The organism is Kribbella sp. NPDC050470 (assembly GCF_044458365.1).
Lineage (GTDB): Bacteria > Actinomycetota > Actinomycetes > Propionibacteriales > Kribbellaceae > Kribbella.
This window is the reverse complement of sequence record NZ_JBITHV010000009.1, coordinates 425,361-443,083: the sequence shown is the minus strand read 5'-3', so window position 1 is coordinate 443,083 and position 17,723 is coordinate 425,361. Positions and strand designations below refer to the sequence as shown.

Sequence of the window (17,723 nt, the reverse complement as noted above, 5' to 3'; positions counted from 1 at the left end):
CCTCCCTATATTCAACACATCAGTTGATCAAGGAAATGGTTGATAAAGATGCCGGTTGACGACGACCAGCTCGACAAGGCCTTCGCCGCGCTCGGCGACCCGGTCCGGCGAGCGATGATCGCGCGGCTGTCCCGCGGCCCGGCCACCGTGAACGAGCTGGCCGAACCGTTTCCGATCACCAAGCAGGCGGTGTCGCGGCACATCCAGGTGCTGGAGACCGCCGGGCTGATCACCCGGACCCGGGACGGCCAGCGCCGTCCGTGTCACCTGGTGCCGGCCGCCCTCGAGGCCCTGACGAGCTGGATCGACGAGTACCGGCTGGAGACCGAGCGCCGGTTCCGGCGGCTGGACGCAGTTCTCAAGACCGTTCAAGAGCAGGACAAGTGAAGGAGCAGGAGACATGAGCGCCACCACCATCAACACCCCGGCCGGCACCCCGTTCGTGGAGGTGACCCGCGAGTTCGCCGCCACCCCGGCGCAGCTGTTCAAGGTCATGACGGACCCGGAGCTGGTCACCGAGTGGCTGGGCCCGCGCGGCCTGGAGATGACCGTCGACCGGTACGACGTCCGCCCGGGTGGCAGCTACCGGTACATCCACAAGGACGAGTCCGGTGAGTACGCGTTCCGCGGCGTCTACCACACCGTCGAGCAGGACAAGCTCGTCATCCAGACCTTCGAGTGGGAAGGCGCCCCGGGCGAGGTGTGCCTGGAGAAGGCGACCTACGAGCCGACGGAGACCGGCGTCCGGCTGCACACCCGGTCGGTGTTCCCCTCGGTGGAGGCCCGCGACCAGACCATCGAGCACGGCATGGAGGTCGGCCTCCGCGACTCGATGGACCGGCTGGCCGAGCTCGTCGCGAAGGAGGGCTGACCATGAGCCAGGTCGTCGTCGACATCTCGGTGTCCCTGGACGGTTACGTCACCGGGCCGAACGTCAGCCTCGACAACGGGCTCGGCGACGGCGGCGAGGCGCTGCACGAGTGGGTCTTCAACGGCACCGCCGAGGACCGCAACGTACTAGACGAAGCCTTCGCGGCCACCGGTTCGGTCATCCAGGGCCGGAACCTGTTCGACATCATCGACGGTCCGCACGGCTGGAACGACGAGATGGGGTACGGCGCCAAGCCGACCGGCGAGGTGAATCCGCCGATCTTCGTGGTCACCCACTCGGCGCCGGAGAAGACCCGGCTGGGCGAACGGTTCCGCTTCGTCGGTTCCGTCGAGGACGCCGTCGCCCAGGCCCGGGAGGCCGCCGGCGACAAGGACGTCTACGTGATGGGTGGCGGGCAGATCTGCCACCAGGCGCTGGCCGCCGGACTGGCCGACGTACTGCGGTTGCACATCGCACCCGTCGTACTGGGTGCCGGGACCCGGTTGTTCCCGGCCGACGCGGCGCCGACGTACTCGCTGGACCTGATCGAGATGGTCTCCACGCCGGCCGCGCAGCATCTCACCTACCGAGTCAAGAAGGAGAACGTGTCATGGGCAACGTCATAGCCTCCGCCGTCGTCTCCCTCGACGGTTTCGTCGCGGATCCCGAGGACGGGGTCGGCGCACTGTTCGACTGGTACTACAACGGCCCCGTCGAGATCTACGGCACCGACCCCGGGCGTGCGTTCCACGTCAGCCAGGCGAGCGCCGACTACCTCAACACGATCTGGCCGAACACCCGGGTCTGCGTGATCGGGCGCAGGCTGTTCGACATCACCAACGGCTGGAACGGCGTCCCCGCGGTCGGCGACCACGTTGTCGTCGTCACCCACGAAGCGCCCACCGACTGGCCGTTCCCGGACGCGCCGTACACGTTCGTCAGCGGGATCGAGGACGCGATCGCGAAGGCCAAGGAGATCGCCGGGGACGGCAACGTCGCGCTGACCGGCGGCAACCTGACCGGCCAGGCGCTGGCGGCCGGGCTGGTCGACGAGATCGCCTACAACATCGCCCCGGTGGTGTTCGGCAGCGGCGTGAAGTTCTTCGGCGACTACGTCGGCGAGCACGTCCTGCTGGACAACCCGAAGGTCGTCGAGGGCGACAGGGTCACCCACCTGCACTACCGCGTCAGCAAAGGGTGATCCGCGATGACGGTCCGCGAGCCCGGCGCCACCTCGGTGAAGCCGGCGTCCTGGACCACGGGGAGTCCGCTCCTCGAGAGTTCCTGCCAGTGCTCAGGGGTGGCGGTGCGCACCGCCAACGCGAAGTCCGCCGCCACCCACTCCTTCCTTCCCCTGGCTGACAGCGCCCACCAGGCCAGGTGCGCCGCGTGGCCGCACTGGGCCGCAGCCTTCCCGCTGGACATCTCCAGCCCCGGGTTGATCCACAGCACCGGCAATCCCGGCTCGACCGCCGGCAACTCCTCCGGGTCCTCGAAGTCGGTGCCCGTCACCTGCAGCTTCGCGAGATCCTTCGGTACGTCGTCCAGCGGCACCGGCGGGAACACCCGGACCTCCGCGCCCGACCCGTGCATCGTGATCCCCGGCAGCGCCTCGGCACGACGCCATTCCGCCCCGCGCGCCCGCCGTACGACCTTCCGGATCCGGTCGTCCTGCCAGGCATGCATCGCCTCGGCCCACTCCCCCTCGCCGACCGACCGCTCGTCGGCAAGAATCGCCAGCACCGCCCGCGCCGCCGTCTCCAGCGCATCCGTCTGCCCCGGCCGCGCATTCTTCTCGACTCGCACCACGAGAGTGAGCACCTGTTCCACGCCGCGAGTCTGCCAGGGCGGTAAGTTGGCGGCATGCAGCAGTACCTGGATCTTCTTCGGCACGTGCTGGACAACGGGGTCGAGAAGGGCGACCGGACCGGGACGGGCACCCTGAGTGTCTTCGGGTACCAGTCGCGTTACGACCTCCGCGCGGGCTTTCCCGCGGTGACGACGAAGAAGCTGCACCTGCGGTCGGTGATCGGGGAGCTGATCTGGTTCCTCAGCGGCTCGACCAACATCAAGTGGCTGCACGAGAACAACATCTCGATCTGGGACGAGTGGGCCGACGCCGACGGCGAGCTCGGCCCGGTCTACGGCTACCAGTGGCGGTCCTGGCCGACCCCGGACGGCCGGCACGTGGACCAGATCGCGGGCGTGATCGAGTCGATCAAGAACAACCCCGACTCCCGCCGGCACATCGTGAACGCCTGGAACGTGGCGGACGTGGACGACATGGCGCTGCCGCCGTGCCACACGATGTTCCAGTTCTACGTCGCCGACGGGCGGCTGTCCTGCCAGCTGTACCAGCGGTCCGCGGACATCTTCCTCGGGGTCCCGTTCAACATCGCGTCGTACGCGCTGCTGACCCACATGGTGGCGCAGCAGACCGGGCTCGAGGCCGGCGACTTCGTCCACACCCTCGGCGACGCGCACCTGTACCTGAACCATCTGGACCAGGCCCGGCTGCAGCTCACCCGCGAGCCCCGGCCGCTGCCGACCCTGAAGCTGAACCAGCGGGACGCGATCGACGGCTACGAGATCGCCGACGTCGAGCTGGTCGGCTACGACCCGCACCCCGGGATCAAGGCGCCCATCGCGGTATGACCGAGCGAAGCGAGGGCATCATCAAGCACAGTCCGCGTCGTGCCTCATCCACGCCCGGAGCGAAGCGAGGACGTGGATGAGCTTCATCCTGATCGCCGCGGTCGGCGCCAACGGCGTGATCGGGCGGGACAACGACCTGCCGTGGCGGATCCGTGCGGACCTGCAGCACTTCAAGGCGTTGACGCTCGGCCACACGCTGGTGATGGGCCGCAAGACGTACGACTCGATCGGCCGCCCGCTGCCGGGCCGCCGTACCGTCGTCGTCACCCGTCAGCTCGACTGGACCGCTGAGGGCGTCGACATCGTCCACACCCTCGAAGAGGCGCTCAAGTACGACGGTGACCTCTATGTCGCCGGTGGTGGTGAGATCTACCGCCAGGCCCTCCCGTACGCCGACCGCCTCGAGCTCACCGAGGTCGCCCAGTCCCCCACCGGCGACGTCACCTTCCCCACCCTCGACCCCGACGCCTGGCTCGAGACCGCCCGGGAGCCCCACGAAGGCTTCACTTTCGTCAGCTACCGGCGCCGCTAACAACGAGTAGGCAACGGGGCAGCGCTGGAACCCCGGAACCGCGTAGATTGTGTGCGCGTCACGGAGGTGACAGTGCACTGGCCGGGGGCACCACGTGGAGGGGATCGACGATGACTGAAGCCGACAACACTGCAGGTACGCCAGGGGCTGCTGCTCCGGCGCCCGCTGCCGCTGCTCAACCGCTGCAGCCACCGACGGCCACCGCGCCGGGCCTGATACTGACCGCGCCACCGCCGTCACAGCCGGTAGCCGCGACGGCCGCGCCGAGTATGGCGCCGGCGGTCGACCCGGCCGCGCTGCCCGGGCTGGACTCGAAGGTGGACACCTTCCTGGCCGCTCTGATGACGGCCGAGCCGCGGTCGCCGGAGTTCGCCGCCAAGGCCAGTGACGTCCGCAGCATGGGCGACGTCGACATCCGCGCCGCCGCGGACAGCTCGAACCGGCTGCTCAAGTCACCGGTCCGGGCGCTGCAGGAAGGCGGCCTGTCCGAGGGTTCGACCGTCGGCAAGACGCTGCTCGAGCTGCGCCGTACGGTCGAGGACCTGGACCCGAAGGAAGCCACCGGGGTCAAGAAGCTGCTCGGGGTGATCCCGTTCGGGGACAAGATCGAGGACTACTTCCGCAAGTACCAGAGCGCGCAGAGCCACCTCGAGGGCATCCTGCACGCGCTGCGCAACGGCCAGGACGAGCTCGGCAAGGACAACGCCGCGCTGAACCTGGAGAAGCAGCAGCTCTGGGACGCGATGACCCGGCTGAACCAGTACGTGTACGTCGCCGAGCGGCTGGACGCCCGGTTGTCGGCGGCCATCGCCGAGCTGGAGGCGACCAACCCGGACAAGGCGAAGGCGTTCCGCGAGGACGTGCTGTTCTATGTCCGGCAGAAGCACCAGGACCTGCTCACCCAGCTGGCAGTGTCGATCCAGAACTACCTGGCCATCGACATCGTGATCAAGAACAACATCGAGCTGATCAAGGGTGTCGACCGCGCGTCCACGACCACGGTCTCGGCGCTGCGGACGGCGGTCATCGTGGCGCAGGCGCTGAGCAACCAGAAGCTGGTGCTGGACCAGATCAGCGCGCTGAACACCACCACCAGCGGGATGATCGAGCGGACCTCGCAGATGATGCGGGACAACTCGGTGGCGATCCAGCAGCAGGCCGCGTCGGCGACGATCGGGCTGCCGCAGTTGCAGGCCGCGTTCGCGAACATCTACGCGACCATGGACGCGATCGACACGTTCAAGGTGGAGGCGCTGGACAACATGGCCGCGACCATCGGGACGCTGGAGTCCGAGGTGACCAAGTCCCGCGCGTACCTGGACCGGGTCGCGCAGCAGGACCAGCGCGTCGTGCACGGCAGCCTCGACCTCGACCTCGGTCGCTGACACGGAACATGGGCTCGGGGACGGGACTGAATGGCGCTCGGTGACTTCATTGCGCGGCTGACCGGCCGCAAGGCGGAGCCCGAGCCCGCGCCTGTCCCCCGTCCGCCGACCACCGACGACCTGCTCGCCTCGCTGACCCGCGTCGAGCAGTTGGTTGCCGAGGGCGCCGTACCGGCGGTGGTCGCGTCGCGCGTGGCGCGGGTGGTCCGGACGGTGCGGGAGACGATCCCGCGGCTGGGGAACCTGGGCGGCAGCGCGCAGGCGTACTCGGTGATGGCGACCGCGACCGACTACCTGCCGGAGGCGATCGGCGGCTACCTGCGACTGCCGCGGCAGTGGGCGGACACCCGGCCGGTGGACAAGGGCAAGACGTCGCTGATGATCCTGATCGACCAGTTGGACCTCTTGGGCTCGACGATGGACAAGGTGTTCGACGCGGTGAACCGGGCCGACGCGGCGGCGCTGATCGCGCACGGCCGGTTCCTGCAGGAGAAGTTCGGCACCGGATCGACCGGCGGGGGCCTGGCCCTCGGCCCGACGGCAGGACCACTGGATCCACCACCTGGACGAGGAGGAGCATGAGCGGCGAGGGGGGCAAGTCTCTGCAGCAAGCGGTCACGGACCTGCTGGCTGTGGCTGCTCGTGCAGGGGTGCCGGAGGACAAGGCTCGCGCCGAGGCGTTGTCGCTGGCGGCCGCGCTGGCCGAGTCCGCAACCGGTGCACCGGCGGACTGGGCGAAGGCGACTCCTGGCGCGACCACGCAGGACTTCTTCGATGCAGCCGTGCGCGGACGCCGGTGGCGTGGTGCGCCGACGGCGACGTTGGTGGAGCTGATCGCGCAGGGCTCGGCGGAGAAGGTTGCCTACGCACAGGCGCTCGCGGAGGTGGCGTCGGCGGCGTGCACGCTCGGTGAGCCGACCATGCGGGTCGTAGGTAATGCATCAGTAGCTGCGGCGGCGCAGTTGCAGGCTGCAGGAGCTAAGCCGCTTCAGGTCGCCGCGGAACCCCAGCCGAAGGCTGCAGTCGAGGCGGAGCCTGTGGAGGAGCCGCCGGCGAAGACGGTGGACGAACTGCTCGCGGAGTTGGACGAGCTGACCGGGTTGACCTCCGTGAAGCGGGAGGTGCACCGGCAGGTCGCCGTACTGCGGGTGGAGAAGCTGCGGACCGAGGCCGGGCTGAAGAGTCCGACGATCACCCGGCACCTGGTGTTCGTGGGGAATCCAGGCACCGGCAAGACGACCGTCGCGCGGCTGGTGAGCGGGATCTACAAGGCGCTCGGGCTGCTCTCGAAGGGGCAGCTGATCGAGGTCGACCGTTCCGAGCTGGTCGCTGGTTACCTCGGCCAGACCGCGACGAAGACCGCTGACGTGGTCGCCTCCGCGGCCGGCGGGGTGTTGTTCATCGACGAGGCGTACAGCCTGACCGCGGGTGAGCTCGGCGCCGACCAGTACGGCCGGGAGGCGGTCGACACGCTGGTCAAGGAGATGGAGGACCGGCGCGACGACCTGGTCGTGATCGTGGCCGGCTACCCCGAGCCGATGGCGGCCTTCATCGCGGCGAACCCGGGGCTGGCCAGCCGGTTCCGGACCACGATCGGGTTCGACGACTACAGCGACGACGAGCTGACCGACATTCTCACCGGGCTCGCCGAGGGCGCCGACTACGAGCTGGTTCCGGACGCGCTGGCGAAGTTCCGCGAGATCCTCGCCGCGACGCCGCGGGGCCGGTCGTTCGGCAACGGCCGGTTCGCCCGGAACGTGCTGGAGGCCGCGATCGGCCGGCACGCCTGGCGGCTGCGCGACGTCACGGCACCCACCAAGGACCAGCTGCGTCAGATCCTCGCCGAAGACCTGACCGACGAGCCCGAGCCGACCGATGAGCCCGACGGCTCGGCCGAGCCGAAGTCAGCGGCAGAACCTGAGCAGGTCGAGCAAGGAGAACAGGCGTGACCCAGACCCAGAGTGCGCCGCCGGCGGCGTGGTCGCCGCCGGCCCAGCAACCGGCCGCGCCGCCGCCCCAGCAGGGCGCGCAGCAGCCCACCGCCCGCGGCCCGATCGCGGCCTGGTTCGAGGGCACGCCGGGCCGGATGCGTGCGTTCCTGATCCTGACCGCGGTGATGAGCGTCGTCTTCGGCCTGGCCGCCGCGCAGGGCTTCCGGCAGTCCGAGGGCGCGCTCGAGCGCGCCGAGGCCAACGCCGCCCAGCTGGTCCGGATCCAGGCGATCCACACCAACCTGGTCAGCGCGAACGCCGACGCCACGAACGCCTTCCTGGTGGGCGGTCTGGAGCCGCCGGACCAGCGCCAGCACTTCGTCGACTCGCTGGCCGAGGCGGCCCGGCTGATCGCCGAGGCCGCGACCGCGCAGCCCGCGGACCAGGATGCACTCGGTGCGCTCAACCAGACCTTGGTGACGTACAACGGCCTGATCGAGCAGGCCCGGGCGAACAACCGCCAGGGGCTGCCGATCGGATCGCAGTACCTCAGGGACGCGAACGCCGTACTGCAGAACGACTCGCTGCCGTTGGTGAAGGCGCTGGTGCAGGCCAACGAGGAGCGGGTCGACGCCGAGTTCGACGGAATCGGGTACGGCAACATCTGGCTGCTCGTCAGCGGCCTGCTCGCGCTCGTGGTCTTCGGGATCACGCTGCGCTGGCTGGCCCGCCGTACGCACCGCTACATCAACGTCCCGATCGCGGCCGGCGGCGTGCTCGTCCTGCTGACCACGATCGTCGGCGGACTCGCGCTCGCCAACGCTTCGAGTGACGCGTCCGACACCCGTACGGACGCCTACGACCAGACACTGGCGCTGTCCCGGGCCAGGATCGCCGCGTACGACGCCCGCTCCAACGAGAGCCTCACCCTGATCGCACGCGGCTCCGGCGACGCCTACGAGAAGGCCTACCAGGACGCGGCGGCCGTGGTGCTCGACCAGCTGTACAACATTCCCGGCTCGGCCCTCGAGGGGCAATGGGGCGCCTACCAGAAGGTGCACGGAGAGGTCCGCAAGCTCGACACGGACGGCAACTGGGACCAGGCGGTCGACCTGGCCATCGGCAAGGCTTCCGGCACCAACTCCGTCGGCACGTTCACTGCGTTCGACAAGAGCACCGCCGGTGAGTTGAAGACGTCGAGTGAAGCAGTGCGCACCGAGCTGACCGGCGCCCGTGACGCCCTGCCGCCGATCGGCTGGCTGGGCATACCGATCGGGATCGCGGCCGCGCTGCTGGTCGCCTGGGGGATGTCGCAGCGACTGGAGGAGTACCGATGAGGAAACTGGTCGTCCCGGTCGCGGCCGCGCTCGCGATCCTGCTCGCCGCCACCGCCTGCAGCTCCGGTGACTACGCCGCGACCGAGATCCCGCCGAAGCCGCAGCCGTCCGCCACCTCGGCGGCACCGCCTGCCACGCAGCCCACCTGCGGCAACCCGGTCGCGTCGTACGCGCCCGAAGGCGCGATGCCACAGCCCAAGGCGATGCCGGCCGGAACCTACATGGCGAAGATCCAGCAGCGCGGACGGCTGATCGCCGGTGTGTCCGCGGACAGCCTGAACCTGGGCGCCCGGAACCCGCTGAGCGGCCAGATCGAGGGATTCGACATCGACATGGTGCGGGCCGTCGCGAAGGCCATCTTCGGCGACGAGAACAAGGTCGAGCTCCGGGTGATCTCCAGCCCGCAGCGGATCCCGGTGCTGCAGAAGGAACAGGTCGACATCGTCGCGCGGAACATGACGATCAACTGCTCGCGCTGGCAGCAGATCGCCTTCTCCGCCGAGTACTACCGCTCCGGCCAGAAGACGCTCGTGCCGCGCGAGTCGAAGGCGAAGAGCATCGAGGACCTGGCCGGCAAGCCGGTCTGTGCCCCGGCTGGCTCGACCAGCCTGGACAACCTGAAGAAGTTCAGCCCGCAGGCGATCCCGGTCACCGCCGACACCGACACGGGTTGTCTGGCGCTCTTCCAGTCGGGCAAGGCCTACGCGATCACCGGTGACGACACGGTGCTGGCGGGCGACGTCGCCCAGGACCCGTACGCCAAGGTGATCGCGGAGCGGATCAGCGACGAGCCGTACGGCCTCGGGATGTCACTGAATCACCCGGAGTTCGTGCAGTTCGTGAACCAGGTGCTCGCGCAGATGAAGACCGACGGCACCTGGATGAAGTCGTACGACGACTGGCTCGGCGATGCCCTCGGCGACCTGACCACACCGCCGCCGTCCGTCTACGGCCGGATCCCGGGGCAATGACCGTTCGTACGCCGACGGCCTCGGCCCCGGCGCCGCCGGGGAGGATGGGGAGCAGCATTCCGGCGACGGAGCTGCTTTCGTTCCTCGATGCGCTGGGCACCTGGCGGGACCGGCGGAAGGCCGAGCTCGACGAGCTCGACCAGGCCGCGCTGCACTCCCCCGACGCGGATGCGCTGAGCGCGGACGTCGTACTGAGTATGGCGGTCTGGAAGGCGGTGTCGGACCGGTACGAGCTGATCCTGGTCACTTGGGACTCCGGGCGCGTCGGACAGGCCGAGACCGAGCGGATCTCGACCCTGATCTGGGGCGGTCTGGACACCGGTGGCGCCGGCGGGTCCCTCGCCGTCTCGTTGCCTGAGGCATGCAAACTGTCGGATGCGCTGGCGTCCAGCCTGCGCGCCAAGCTCGCGCTGGAGCCGGGTGACGCCGACCTGGCCGCCCGGCTGCGGCACCTGCGGGCGCAGGTCGAGCGGATCAGCGACCTGGTCAAGCAGGAGCCGGCGAACGTCCGCAACGCGGCGCTCGCCGAGCACCACGACCTCGACCGCCGGGTCACGGATCTTGCCGAACGCAACAAACGCGGCGCGGACATCGGCGGCCTGATCGGCCCGCTGGAGATCGACGCGGCGCGGACCGAGCGCGACCTGATCGTCGGCGCCGCGACCCGCAAGGAGCGAGCGGCCGATGTCGCGCGCGCCCGGTCGTTGCGCAGTGAGCTGGAGGCGCAGGGTACGGCGTTACGCGCGCTTGCGGACAAGGCGGTTGCCAGCGTCAGGCCAGCGCCCCGGCTCGCCGTACCTGATGTGACTGCGCTCGGTGCGGTGCCGAACACGCCGGCCGAGCTGGAGAAGTACCTGAAGCGGTTGGACGCCGTCCGGCGGGCGCTGGGACAGGCGCAGGCGGCGTACGGCGCCGCACTCCAACGACGGGACGAGCTGGACGCCCGGCTGGATGCCTACCAGGTGAAGGCGTCCACTATTGCCCAGGGCAACGAAGACTTGGCCGAGTTGTACCGGCGAGGCCGTGCGGTGATCGAGTCGGAGCCGGTCGACCTGATCCGGCTGGCCGCGCTCGTCACCGCGTACCAGGCCTACCTGGACAGCACTGGAGGGACCAGATGACCACGACCACCGCCTGCACGCAACCGGGGTGCACAGGGAAGATCCTGGACGGGTATTGCGACGTCTGCGGCTCCCCGGCGGCATCCGCGAGCCCGAGTCCGAGCCCTAGTCCGAGCACGGCCGCGGCGTCCGGCGCCTGCAACCAGCCGGGCTGCAGCGGCACCTTCGTGGACGGCTACTGCGACGTCTGCGGCTCCCCCGCACCCGACGGCACTGCCAGCCCGTCTGCTGTCACCGGCGCTCCGGCTGTCATCAGTGACGCGGCGCCGCTCAGCACCCCGTCCACGGTCTCCCGCGCGTCCAACCGGCTCGCCTCGACACCACTCGGCTCGGCCCGCGCGGCCGCGGCCGGCTCGAAGCTGACGCGTCGCCTGGGTACGTCGTCCACCCGCCTGCGCGGCGCCCGCCTCGGGGCCGGCCTCACGCACGTGCCGTCGATCCCCGCGATCGACGCCGGCAAGGCGATCCTGGCCAACCCGATGGTCCCCGAGGACCGCCGGAACTGCCCCAGCTGCGGCAACCCGGTCGGCCGCTCCCGTGGCGACCAGCCGGGCCGCACCGACGGGTTCTGCCCGAAGTGCCGGAGCAAGTTCTCGTTCTCGCCCAAGCTGCACCCGGGTGACCTCATCGCCGGCCAGTACGAGGTGGCCGGCTGCCTGGCGCACGGTGGATTCGGCTGGATCTACATGGCCCGGGACAAGAACGTCTCCGACCGCTGGGTGGTGCTGAAGGGCCTGCTCAACTCCGAGGACCCGGACGCCGTCGCCTCCGCGATCGCGGAGCAGCAGTTCCTGGCCCGGGTCGAGCACCCGCTGATCGTGGAGATCTACAACTTCGTCACCCACGAGGGCGCCGGCTACATCGTGATGGAGTACGTCGGCGGCACCTCGCTGAAGACGTTGCTCAAGCAGCGGATGGCGGCCAAGGGCGGCCAGTACGACGCGCTGCCGATCGACCAGGCGATCGCGTACATCCTGGAGATCCTGCCGGCCTTCTCCTACCTGCACGACCTCGGCCTGGTGTACTGCGACTTCAAGCCGGACAACATCATCCAGGTCGGCGACGCGGTCAAGCTGATCGACCTCGGCGGGGTCCGGCGGATCGACGACCTGGACTCGGCGATCTACGGCACCGTCGGCTTCCAGGCTCCCGAGGTGGCCGAGGTCGGGCCGTCGGTTGCCTCCGACATCTACACGCTCGGCCGGACGCTGTGCGTGCTGGCGATGGAGTTCCGCGGCTACCAGGGCCGGTACGTCGACGCGCTGCCGCCGGTGAACGACGTACCGCTGTTCCAGAAGTACGACTCGGTGTACCGGTTGCTCGCCAAGGCGTGTGCGAAGGACCCGGCGGACCGGTTCCAGACGGCCGACGAGTTCCGGGTGCAGCTGCTCGGTGTGCTGCGCGAGGTCGTCGCCGACCGGCAGGGCACGAAGGCGGCGCAGCACTCCGCGTCGTCGTTGCTGTTCGGTACTCCGGGCGACAAGACATCCGGACTGGGCGACAAGGCCGCTCCTTGGCAGCAGCTGCCGTCGCTGGCGCCGGACGAGAGCGACAAGATGGCCGGCTGGCTGAAGACGGTCAGCGTGCCGGACTCGTCCAAGCGACTCGAGCTGCTCGTCGACGCGCCGGAGTCCTCGGCGCAGACGCTGCTGGAGATCGCCGAGGCTGCCCTCGAGGTGGGCGAGCACCGCTACGACATGGTCGACACCGCGGTCTCCGACCTGCTCGGCGCGGACCCGTGGGAGTGGCGCGCGGTCTGGATGGCCGGACTGGTCGCCCTCGCCCGTGGGGACAACGCCGCGGCCCAGTCGGCCTTCAACGCCGTCTACGGCCAGGTGCCCGGGGAGCTCGCGCCCAAGCTCGCGCTGGCGATCTCCTGCGAGCTCAGCGGTGAGTACGACGTCGCCGAAGGCCTCTACCTCACCTGCGCCCGCACCGACGCCAACTACATCGCACCGTCCGCGTTCGGGCTGGCCGCCATCCGCACCCAGCGGCACGACCTGGACGGCGCCATCGCGGCGCTCGACCTGGTGCCGCGGACCAGCGGCGCGTACGTCCGGGCTCGTCGCCAGCGAGCCGGTCTGCTGGCAGGATCGGGTCGTGGCCTGCCCGCGCTGGCCGACGCGATGGACAGTATCGAGTCGCTGACCATCGACCCGGTCGACCGGGCCAACCTGGCCGCCGCCGTGTTCCGGACCGCGCTGACGGAGGTCCAGCAGTCCGGTCCGCAGCAGGGGCTGCGGATCGACGGCCGGGAAGCGACCGAGCCCGCCCTGCGGGACGGGCTGGAGGCCACCTATCGTCAACTGGCGGATCATGCGCAGCACCGGCAGGAACGAATCGCCCTGGTCGACCTGGCCAACGAAGTCAGAGGATGGACGTTGCGATGACGAGTACGACCCAGACGGTCTGCCCCAGCTGCGGTGGCCCGGTGTCCGAGGCCGACCGCTTCTGTGAGGCCTGTGGGGCCGAGCTCAAGCCCACCGCGCCGAGCACGCCGGCGCTGGACACCGACACCGAGCCGACGGTGGAGATCACCACCGCCCCGGCGAGCCCCTGCCATTCCTGTGGCGGCGTGGTCGGTGCGGACGGCTACTGCGAGACCTGCGGCACCAAGGCGGCGAAGCCACGCGACCATTTCGACGAGCAGCCCACCGCGTGGGTGGCCGGGGTGTGCGACCGGGGCATCCGGCACACTCGCAACGAGGACGCCATGGCGCTGGCCGCCGACGAGGAGCCGGGCAGCAGGGCACTGCTGGTCGTCTGCGACGGCGTCAGCTCGTCACTCGACTCCGACGTCGCCAGCCTGGCGGCTGCCCGGGCGGCTCGCGAGGTGCTGCAGGCCGGGCACGCGCAGGGCATGGGCACCGAGTCGTCTCGCAGCGCCGCGATCGCCACCCGACTCAAGGCGGCGGCCGACGCGGCCAATGACGCCGTACTGGAGAACACGAGCCCGGACAGTCCGAACCCGGCGTCCTGCACGTTCGTGGCGACGGTGCTGGAGGACGGTCTGCTCGTCGCCGGTGTGGTCGGCGACAGCCGCGCGTACTGGTTCCCGGACGATGCCGAGGCGGTCGCGCTGACCGTCGACGACTCGTGGGCGGCGGAGCTGATCGCGACCGGCATCCCGCGCGCGGAGGCCGAGTCCGGGCCGCACGCGCACGCGATCACCCGCTGGTTGGGCAAGGACGCCCCGGACCACACTCCCCGCACGACGACCGTCCAGGTCACCGGGCCGGGGTGGATCGTGGTCTGCTCCGACGGGCTCTGGAACTACTGCTCCGAGGCGGCACCACTGGCCGACCTCGTACGTCAGACCGCTGCGGCGCACGGTGGCGAGCCCTTGGCCACCGCGTCCGCCCTGGTCGACTGGGCCAACGCCCAGGGCGGTCAGGACAACATCACCGTCGCCCTGGCGCGGCTCTAGCTTCGAAAGGACGCCGACAATGGCTGATTTCACCGCCTCCGTCTACCAGAACGAGTTCCTGCCCGACGGCGGAACCGACGTGCACGCGATCGTCACGGTGGACTGCAGCGGCGCCGGTGCGGCCGGGCAGTCCGGCAGCGGTGACGCGGGCGAGATCATCATCGTCGACACCTCCGGCTCGATGGGCGCCGACGGTGTCCGGGCCGCCGCGTACGCCGCGCAGACCGCGCTCGACCAGATCCTCGACGGGGTCTGGTTCGCGGTGATCTCCGGCAACGACCGGGCCCAGCTGGCCTTCCCGCCGTCGCCGGAGCCGGTGATGGTGCGGATGGACCAGTTCACCCGGCAGCAGGCCAAGGACGCGGTGTCCCGGTTCTACGCCGACGGCGGGACCGCGATGGGCACCTGGCTGCGGCTGGCGTCGCGGGTGTTCAAGACCGTGCCGTCGCTGACCCAGAAGCACGCCATCCTGCTCACCGACGGCGAGAACCAGCACGAGTCGCCCGAGGTGCTGACCCAGACGATCCAGGCCGTCACCGGCGAGTTCCAGTGCGACTGCCGCGGCGTCGGCGTCGCCTGGCAGGTCGACGAGGTCCGGCGGATCGCGCAGGCACTGCTCGGCACCGTCGACATCATCCCGGCCCCGGACCAGCTGGCCGCCGAGTTCTCCAAGCTGATCCAGAACGCGATGAGCCGCGGTGTCGCCCAGGCCGACCTGCGGGTCTGGGCGCCGCAGGGCGCCGAGGTCCTGTTCGTCCGCCAGGTCGCTCCCACGGTCGAGGACCTGACCTCTCGCCGTACGGCGCTCAACCCGCTGACCGGCTCGTACCCGACCGGCTCGTGGGGTGACGAGTCGCGCGACTACCACGTCGCGATCCGCCTTGCGGCCAAGGCGATCGGGCAGGAGCAGCTCGCCGCCCGCGTGCAGCTGGCGATCGGCGACGACGTGGTCGCGCAGGGCCTGGTCAAGGCGCTGTGGTCCGCGGACGAGGGGCTGACCACCCGGATCAGCCCGGAGGTCGCGCACTACACCGGGCAGACCGAGCTGGCCGAGGCGATCCAGGAAGGCCTGGCCGCGAAGGCCGCGGGTGACACCGCGACCGCGACCACGAAGCTCGGTCGCGCGGTCCAGCTGGCCGCCCAGACCGGCAACGAGGAGGCGACCACGCGGCTGCGCAAGGTCGTCGACATCGATGACCAGGAAGCGGGTACGGTGCGGCTGAAGCGGACCGTCGAGAAGGCCGACGAGATGGCCCTCGACACGGCCTCCACCAAGACCACCCGGGTGAAGAAATGACGACAGTCAGCTGTCCGAGCGGGCACCCGTCCGTCTCGACCGACTACTGCGACGTCTGCGGCCTGCCGATCGGCGCCGCGGCCACCCCGGCCGCGGCCTCGGTCCCGGCACCGGCCGTCGCGGCTCCGGCCGGCCCGGCCGCGCCGGCGACGCAGACCTGCCCGAACTGCTCGGAGTCGGCTGCCGCGGACGCCTTGTTCTGCGAGAGCTGCGGCTACGACTTCACCACCGGCACGATGCCGCGCCCGGCGTCGTCCCTGGACCTGGGCACACCGCCCCCGGTCCCGCCGGCGCCGCTCGGGACCGCCGACTGGGTGGTCGAACGCTGGGTCGACCCAGACTGGTACGCCCTACAGCAGAGTGACGACCCGTGTCCGTCGCCGGGCCTGCCGGTGGTGATCCCGCTGACCGAGAAGAGCGTGCTGATCGGACGCCCGTCCCGGAGCCGGAACATCCACCCGGAGATCGACTGCGGCGACGACACCGGCGTCAGCCGCCGCCAGGCCCAGCTCAGCACCGACGGCACCCGCTGGTGGGTCGAGGACCTGCAGTCGTCCAACGGCACGTACGTCGCCCCGGCCGCCGGACCGCTGCCCGAGGACCCGATCGTCCCCGGCCAGCGCCGTGAGCTGAACCCGGACGACCGCGTCTACGTCGGCGCCTGGACGCGCCTCGTCGTACGCAAGGCCACGCCGGAGGAGAAGGCCGGCCAAGCCTGATCACTGCTCGGGCTGGACCTCCCTGGTCCAGCCCGGCATCGGCTTGAAGCAGTACCACTCGATGATCGCGGAGCCGACGACGATCGGGATCACCCAGGACCACGGCTGCCGGGGTGCGCTGACCACCAGGATCGCTGTCCACAAGGCGATCCAGCCGCCGCCGTACCCGCGCAGGACGCCGCGGTACCAGAGGCCGCCGGGCGCCTCCGCGGCCCGCTGGCCGAAGTAGACGAACAGGTACGTCGCGAGCGAGATCGGCCAGAAGAACCACAGCCCGCCCCAGTCGTACGGGACCATCACGAGCGCGGTCAGGCAGACCAGCGCGATCGCCCAGTGGTAGAGCTCGCCGGCCCAGTTCAGGCCGCGGCGGCGCAGCGTGCGGACGATCGCGAACGGGCCCAGCAGCACCGCCAGGATGCCCGCCGCAACGTGCAGGATCAGCGCGATGTCACGCATCGCGATCCCCTATGCCCCCTGACATGTCAGGGAGCATAGGGCTCGGATCAGCTCTCCGGGAAGGACAGCACCCGGCGGACCGCGAAGTTCCGGTATCCCTGGCGTTCGAAGCTCTTCGCCATCGGCACGTTGCCGAAATCGGTGTCCGCGGTGACCCGCTCCGCGCCGAGTTCCGCGTGCACGTGGGAGATCTCGGCCAGCAGGTCGTCGATGTACCGGTGACCGCGATGCTCGGGCAGCACACCGAGGTACCCGACCGTCGCTCCGCCCGCGTTGGCCGACGGGATCGCAAACCCGATCAGCTTCCCGTCGGTGTCATACCCGAGCCGCCACCAGGACCTGTCGCTGTTCGGCATCGACTTGTAGATCTCGAGCTCTTGGCGAGCGGCGCCCTCGGCGCCGAGCCGGGCGATCTCCCGCGCGGTGGCCGCGTCCAGGCTGCCTTCGGCGACCCGGGCGAAAACGTCCACGAACGCCTCGTCGTCGGCCTGCTCGAACCGCAGCCGGGTGGATCGTTCCGGCAGTCCGTACGACGGTTTCCACTCGTACCGCAGGCGGTCCGTGATCTCGGTCAGCCCCGCGGCCGCGGCGGCCCGGCTGCGCGACTCGAGCGCGGCGACCACGTCCGGATGGTCCTGCCAGTCGCTGTCCAGGAAGAAGTGGTACTCCGGCGGCTCGGCGTCGGCCGGGCGCGCCTTCACTGTGTGCTCGATCAGGGCCGTCCAGACCGGGACCGGGTCGCCGGCGCCGGCGTAGTACAGGCCGTCGATGCTGAACGGGTGGTCCTCGTCGGGTACGCCCCACCAGATCGCGAGGGCCTGGATCTTGCCGTCGTCCTCGACGGCCCAGGTCCAGTCGTGCCGGTAGTAGCCGGCCTCGATGTACTCGCGGTAGCGCTCGAGCGTGACGGTGTTGACGGACTGCTGCTCGATCAGAGCAAGGATGGTGTCGAGGTCGGCCTCGACGGTGGTGCGGATGTTCACGAATCCTCCAGCAGGAGGCGCAATCGTCCGCTCAGTGC

General features: G+C 70.1%; 19 protein-coding genes. 16 read left to right on the top strand and 3 right to left on the bottom strand.

Annotated features, from left to right (window positions below):
* Positions 1-48 precede the first annotated feature (48 nt).
* From ACIBGM_RS28935 to ACIBGM_RS28920, 4 genes are read left to right on the top strand one after another with little or no spacing between them, the layout of a single operon-like run.
* Positions 49-387, top strand: a complete 339-nt coding sequence (locus tag ACIBGM_RS28935; RefSeq protein ID WP_360531064.1) for a metalloregulator ArsR/SmtB family transcription factor — start codon at positions 49-51, stop codon at positions 385-387.
* A gap of 13 nt (positions 388-400) precedes the next feature.
* Complete coding sequence (locus ACIBGM_RS28930; RefSeq protein WP_360531061.1) at positions 401-871, top strand: SRPBCC domain-containing protein; 471 nt, start codon at positions 401-403, stop codon at positions 869-871.
* A 2-nt stretch (positions 872-873) separates the two neighbouring features.
* Positions 874-1,497, top strand: a complete 624-nt coding sequence (locus ACIBGM_RS28925) for a dihydrofolate reductase family protein (protein ID WP_360531058.1) — start codon at positions 874-876, stop codon at positions 1,495-1,497.
* The gene (locus ACIBGM_RS28920; RefSeq protein ID WP_360531055.1) at positions 1,482-2,072 is read left to right on the top strand and encodes a dihydrofolate reductase family protein; all 591 of its coding nucleotides are present in this window, start codon (positions 1,482-1,484) and stop codon (positions 2,070-2,072) included. The genes ACIBGM_RS28925 and ACIBGM_RS28920 overlap by 16 nt, the downstream gene beginning before the upstream one ends.
* On the opposite strand, the gene ACIBGM_RS28915 is transcribed toward ACIBGM_RS28920, so the two are convergent.
* Positions 2,051-2,701 carry a peptidyl-tRNA hydrolase gene (locus ACIBGM_RS28915; protein WP_360531052.1) on the bottom strand — a complete coding sequence of 217 codons (651 nt, stop codon included), beginning with the start codon at positions 2,699-2,701 and terminating at the stop codon, positions 2,051-2,053. The two genes, ACIBGM_RS28920 and ACIBGM_RS28915, sit on opposite strands and share 22 nt — an antisense overlap.
* A gap of 33 nt (positions 2,702-2,734) precedes the next feature.
* Here ACIBGM_RS28915 and ACIBGM_RS28910 point away from each other — a divergent pair, with 33 nt between their 5' ends.
* From ACIBGM_RS28910 to ACIBGM_RS28855, 12 genes are all read left to right on the top strand, one after another.
* A complete protein-coding gene (locus tag ACIBGM_RS28910) occupies positions 2,735-3,526 on the top strand; it encodes a thymidylate synthase (RefSeq protein WP_360531049.1) in 792 nt (263 codons plus the stop codon).
* Between the two features lie 76 nt (positions 3,527-3,602).
* Positions 3,603-4,058, top strand: coding sequence for a dihydrofolate reductase (locus tag ACIBGM_RS28905; protein ID WP_360531046.1), 456 nt, complete (start codon positions 3,603-3,605; stop codon positions 4,056-4,058).
* A gap of 110 nt (positions 4,059-4,168) precedes the next feature.
* Positions 4,169-5,443 carry a toxic anion resistance protein gene (locus ACIBGM_RS28900; RefSeq protein ID WP_360531043.1) on the top strand — a complete coding sequence of 425 codons (1,275 nt, stop codon included), beginning with the start codon at positions 4,169-4,171 and terminating at the stop codon, positions 5,441-5,443.
* Between the two features lie 30 nt (positions 5,444-5,473).
* A complete protein-coding gene (locus ACIBGM_RS28895; RefSeq protein ID WP_360531040.1) occupies positions 5,474-6,025 on the top strand; it encodes a hypothetical protein in 552 nt (183 codons plus the stop codon).
* Complete coding sequence (locus ACIBGM_RS28890) at positions 6,022-7,392, top strand: AAA family ATPase (RefSeq protein ID WP_360531036.1); 1,371 nt, start codon at positions 6,022-6,024, stop codon at positions 7,390-7,392. The genes ACIBGM_RS28895 and ACIBGM_RS28890 overlap by 4 nt, the downstream gene beginning before the upstream one ends.
* Complete coding sequence (locus tag ACIBGM_RS28885; RefSeq protein ID WP_360531033.1) at positions 7,389-8,711, top strand: hypothetical protein; 1,323 nt, start codon at positions 7,389-7,391, stop codon at positions 8,709-8,711. The genes ACIBGM_RS28890 and ACIBGM_RS28885 overlap by 4 nt, the downstream gene beginning before the upstream one ends.
* Positions 8,708-9,682 carry a glutamate ABC transporter substrate-binding protein gene (locus ACIBGM_RS28880; protein WP_360531030.1) on the top strand — a complete coding sequence of 325 codons (975 nt, stop codon included), beginning with the start codon at positions 8,708-8,710 and terminating at the stop codon, positions 9,680-9,682. Before ACIBGM_RS28885 ends, ACIBGM_RS28880 begins: the two co-directional genes overlap by 4 nt.
* Positions 9,679-10,803, top strand: coding sequence for a hypothetical protein (locus ACIBGM_RS28875; RefSeq protein WP_360531027.1), 1,125 nt, complete (start codon positions 9,679-9,681; stop codon positions 10,801-10,803). The genes ACIBGM_RS28880 and ACIBGM_RS28875 overlap by 4 nt, the downstream gene beginning before the upstream one ends.
* Positions 10,800-13,193 carry a tetratricopeptide repeat protein gene (locus tag ACIBGM_RS28870; RefSeq protein ID WP_396387294.1) on the top strand — a complete coding sequence of 798 codons (2,394 nt, stop codon included), beginning with the start codon at positions 10,800-10,802 and terminating at the stop codon, positions 13,191-13,193. Before ACIBGM_RS28875 ends, ACIBGM_RS28870 begins: the two co-directional genes overlap by 4 nt.
* The gene (locus ACIBGM_RS28865; RefSeq protein ID WP_360531021.1) at positions 13,190-14,230 is read left to right on the top strand and encodes a PP2C family serine/threonine-protein phosphatase; all 1,041 of its coding nucleotides are present in this window, start codon (positions 13,190-13,192) and stop codon (positions 14,228-14,230) included. Before ACIBGM_RS28870 ends, ACIBGM_RS28865 begins: the two co-directional genes overlap by 4 nt.
* Before the next feature lie 19 nt (positions 14,231-14,249).
* Positions 14,250-15,527: a VWA domain-containing protein gene (locus tag ACIBGM_RS28860; RefSeq protein WP_360531018.1), complete on the top strand. Its 1,278-nt coding sequence runs from the start codon at positions 14,250-14,252 to the stop codon at positions 15,525-15,527.
* Positions 15,524-16,246 (top strand): FHA domain-containing protein, encoded by a 723-nt coding sequence (locus ACIBGM_RS28855; RefSeq protein ID WP_396387293.1) that lies wholly within the window; start codon positions 15,524-15,526, stop codon positions 16,244-16,246. The genes ACIBGM_RS28860 and ACIBGM_RS28855 overlap by 4 nt, the downstream gene beginning before the upstream one ends.
* On the opposite strand, the gene ACIBGM_RS28850 is transcribed toward ACIBGM_RS28855, so the two are convergent.
* Together ACIBGM_RS28850 and ACIBGM_RS28845 are read right to left on the bottom strand one after the other, a co-directional pair.
* Positions 16,247-16,702: a hypothetical protein gene (locus ACIBGM_RS28850; protein ID WP_360531011.1), complete on the bottom strand. Its 456-nt coding sequence runs from the start codon at positions 16,700-16,702 to the stop codon at positions 16,247-16,249. It lies immediately after the preceding gene.
* 47 nt (positions 16,703-16,749) lie between these two features.
* Positions 16,750-17,685 carry a GNAT family N-acetyltransferase gene (locus ACIBGM_RS28845; RefSeq protein WP_360531008.1) on the bottom strand — a complete coding sequence of 312 codons (936 nt, stop codon included), beginning with the start codon at positions 17,683-17,685 and terminating at the stop codon, positions 16,750-16,752.
* Between the last annotated feature and the right edge of the window lie 38 nt (positions 17,686-17,723).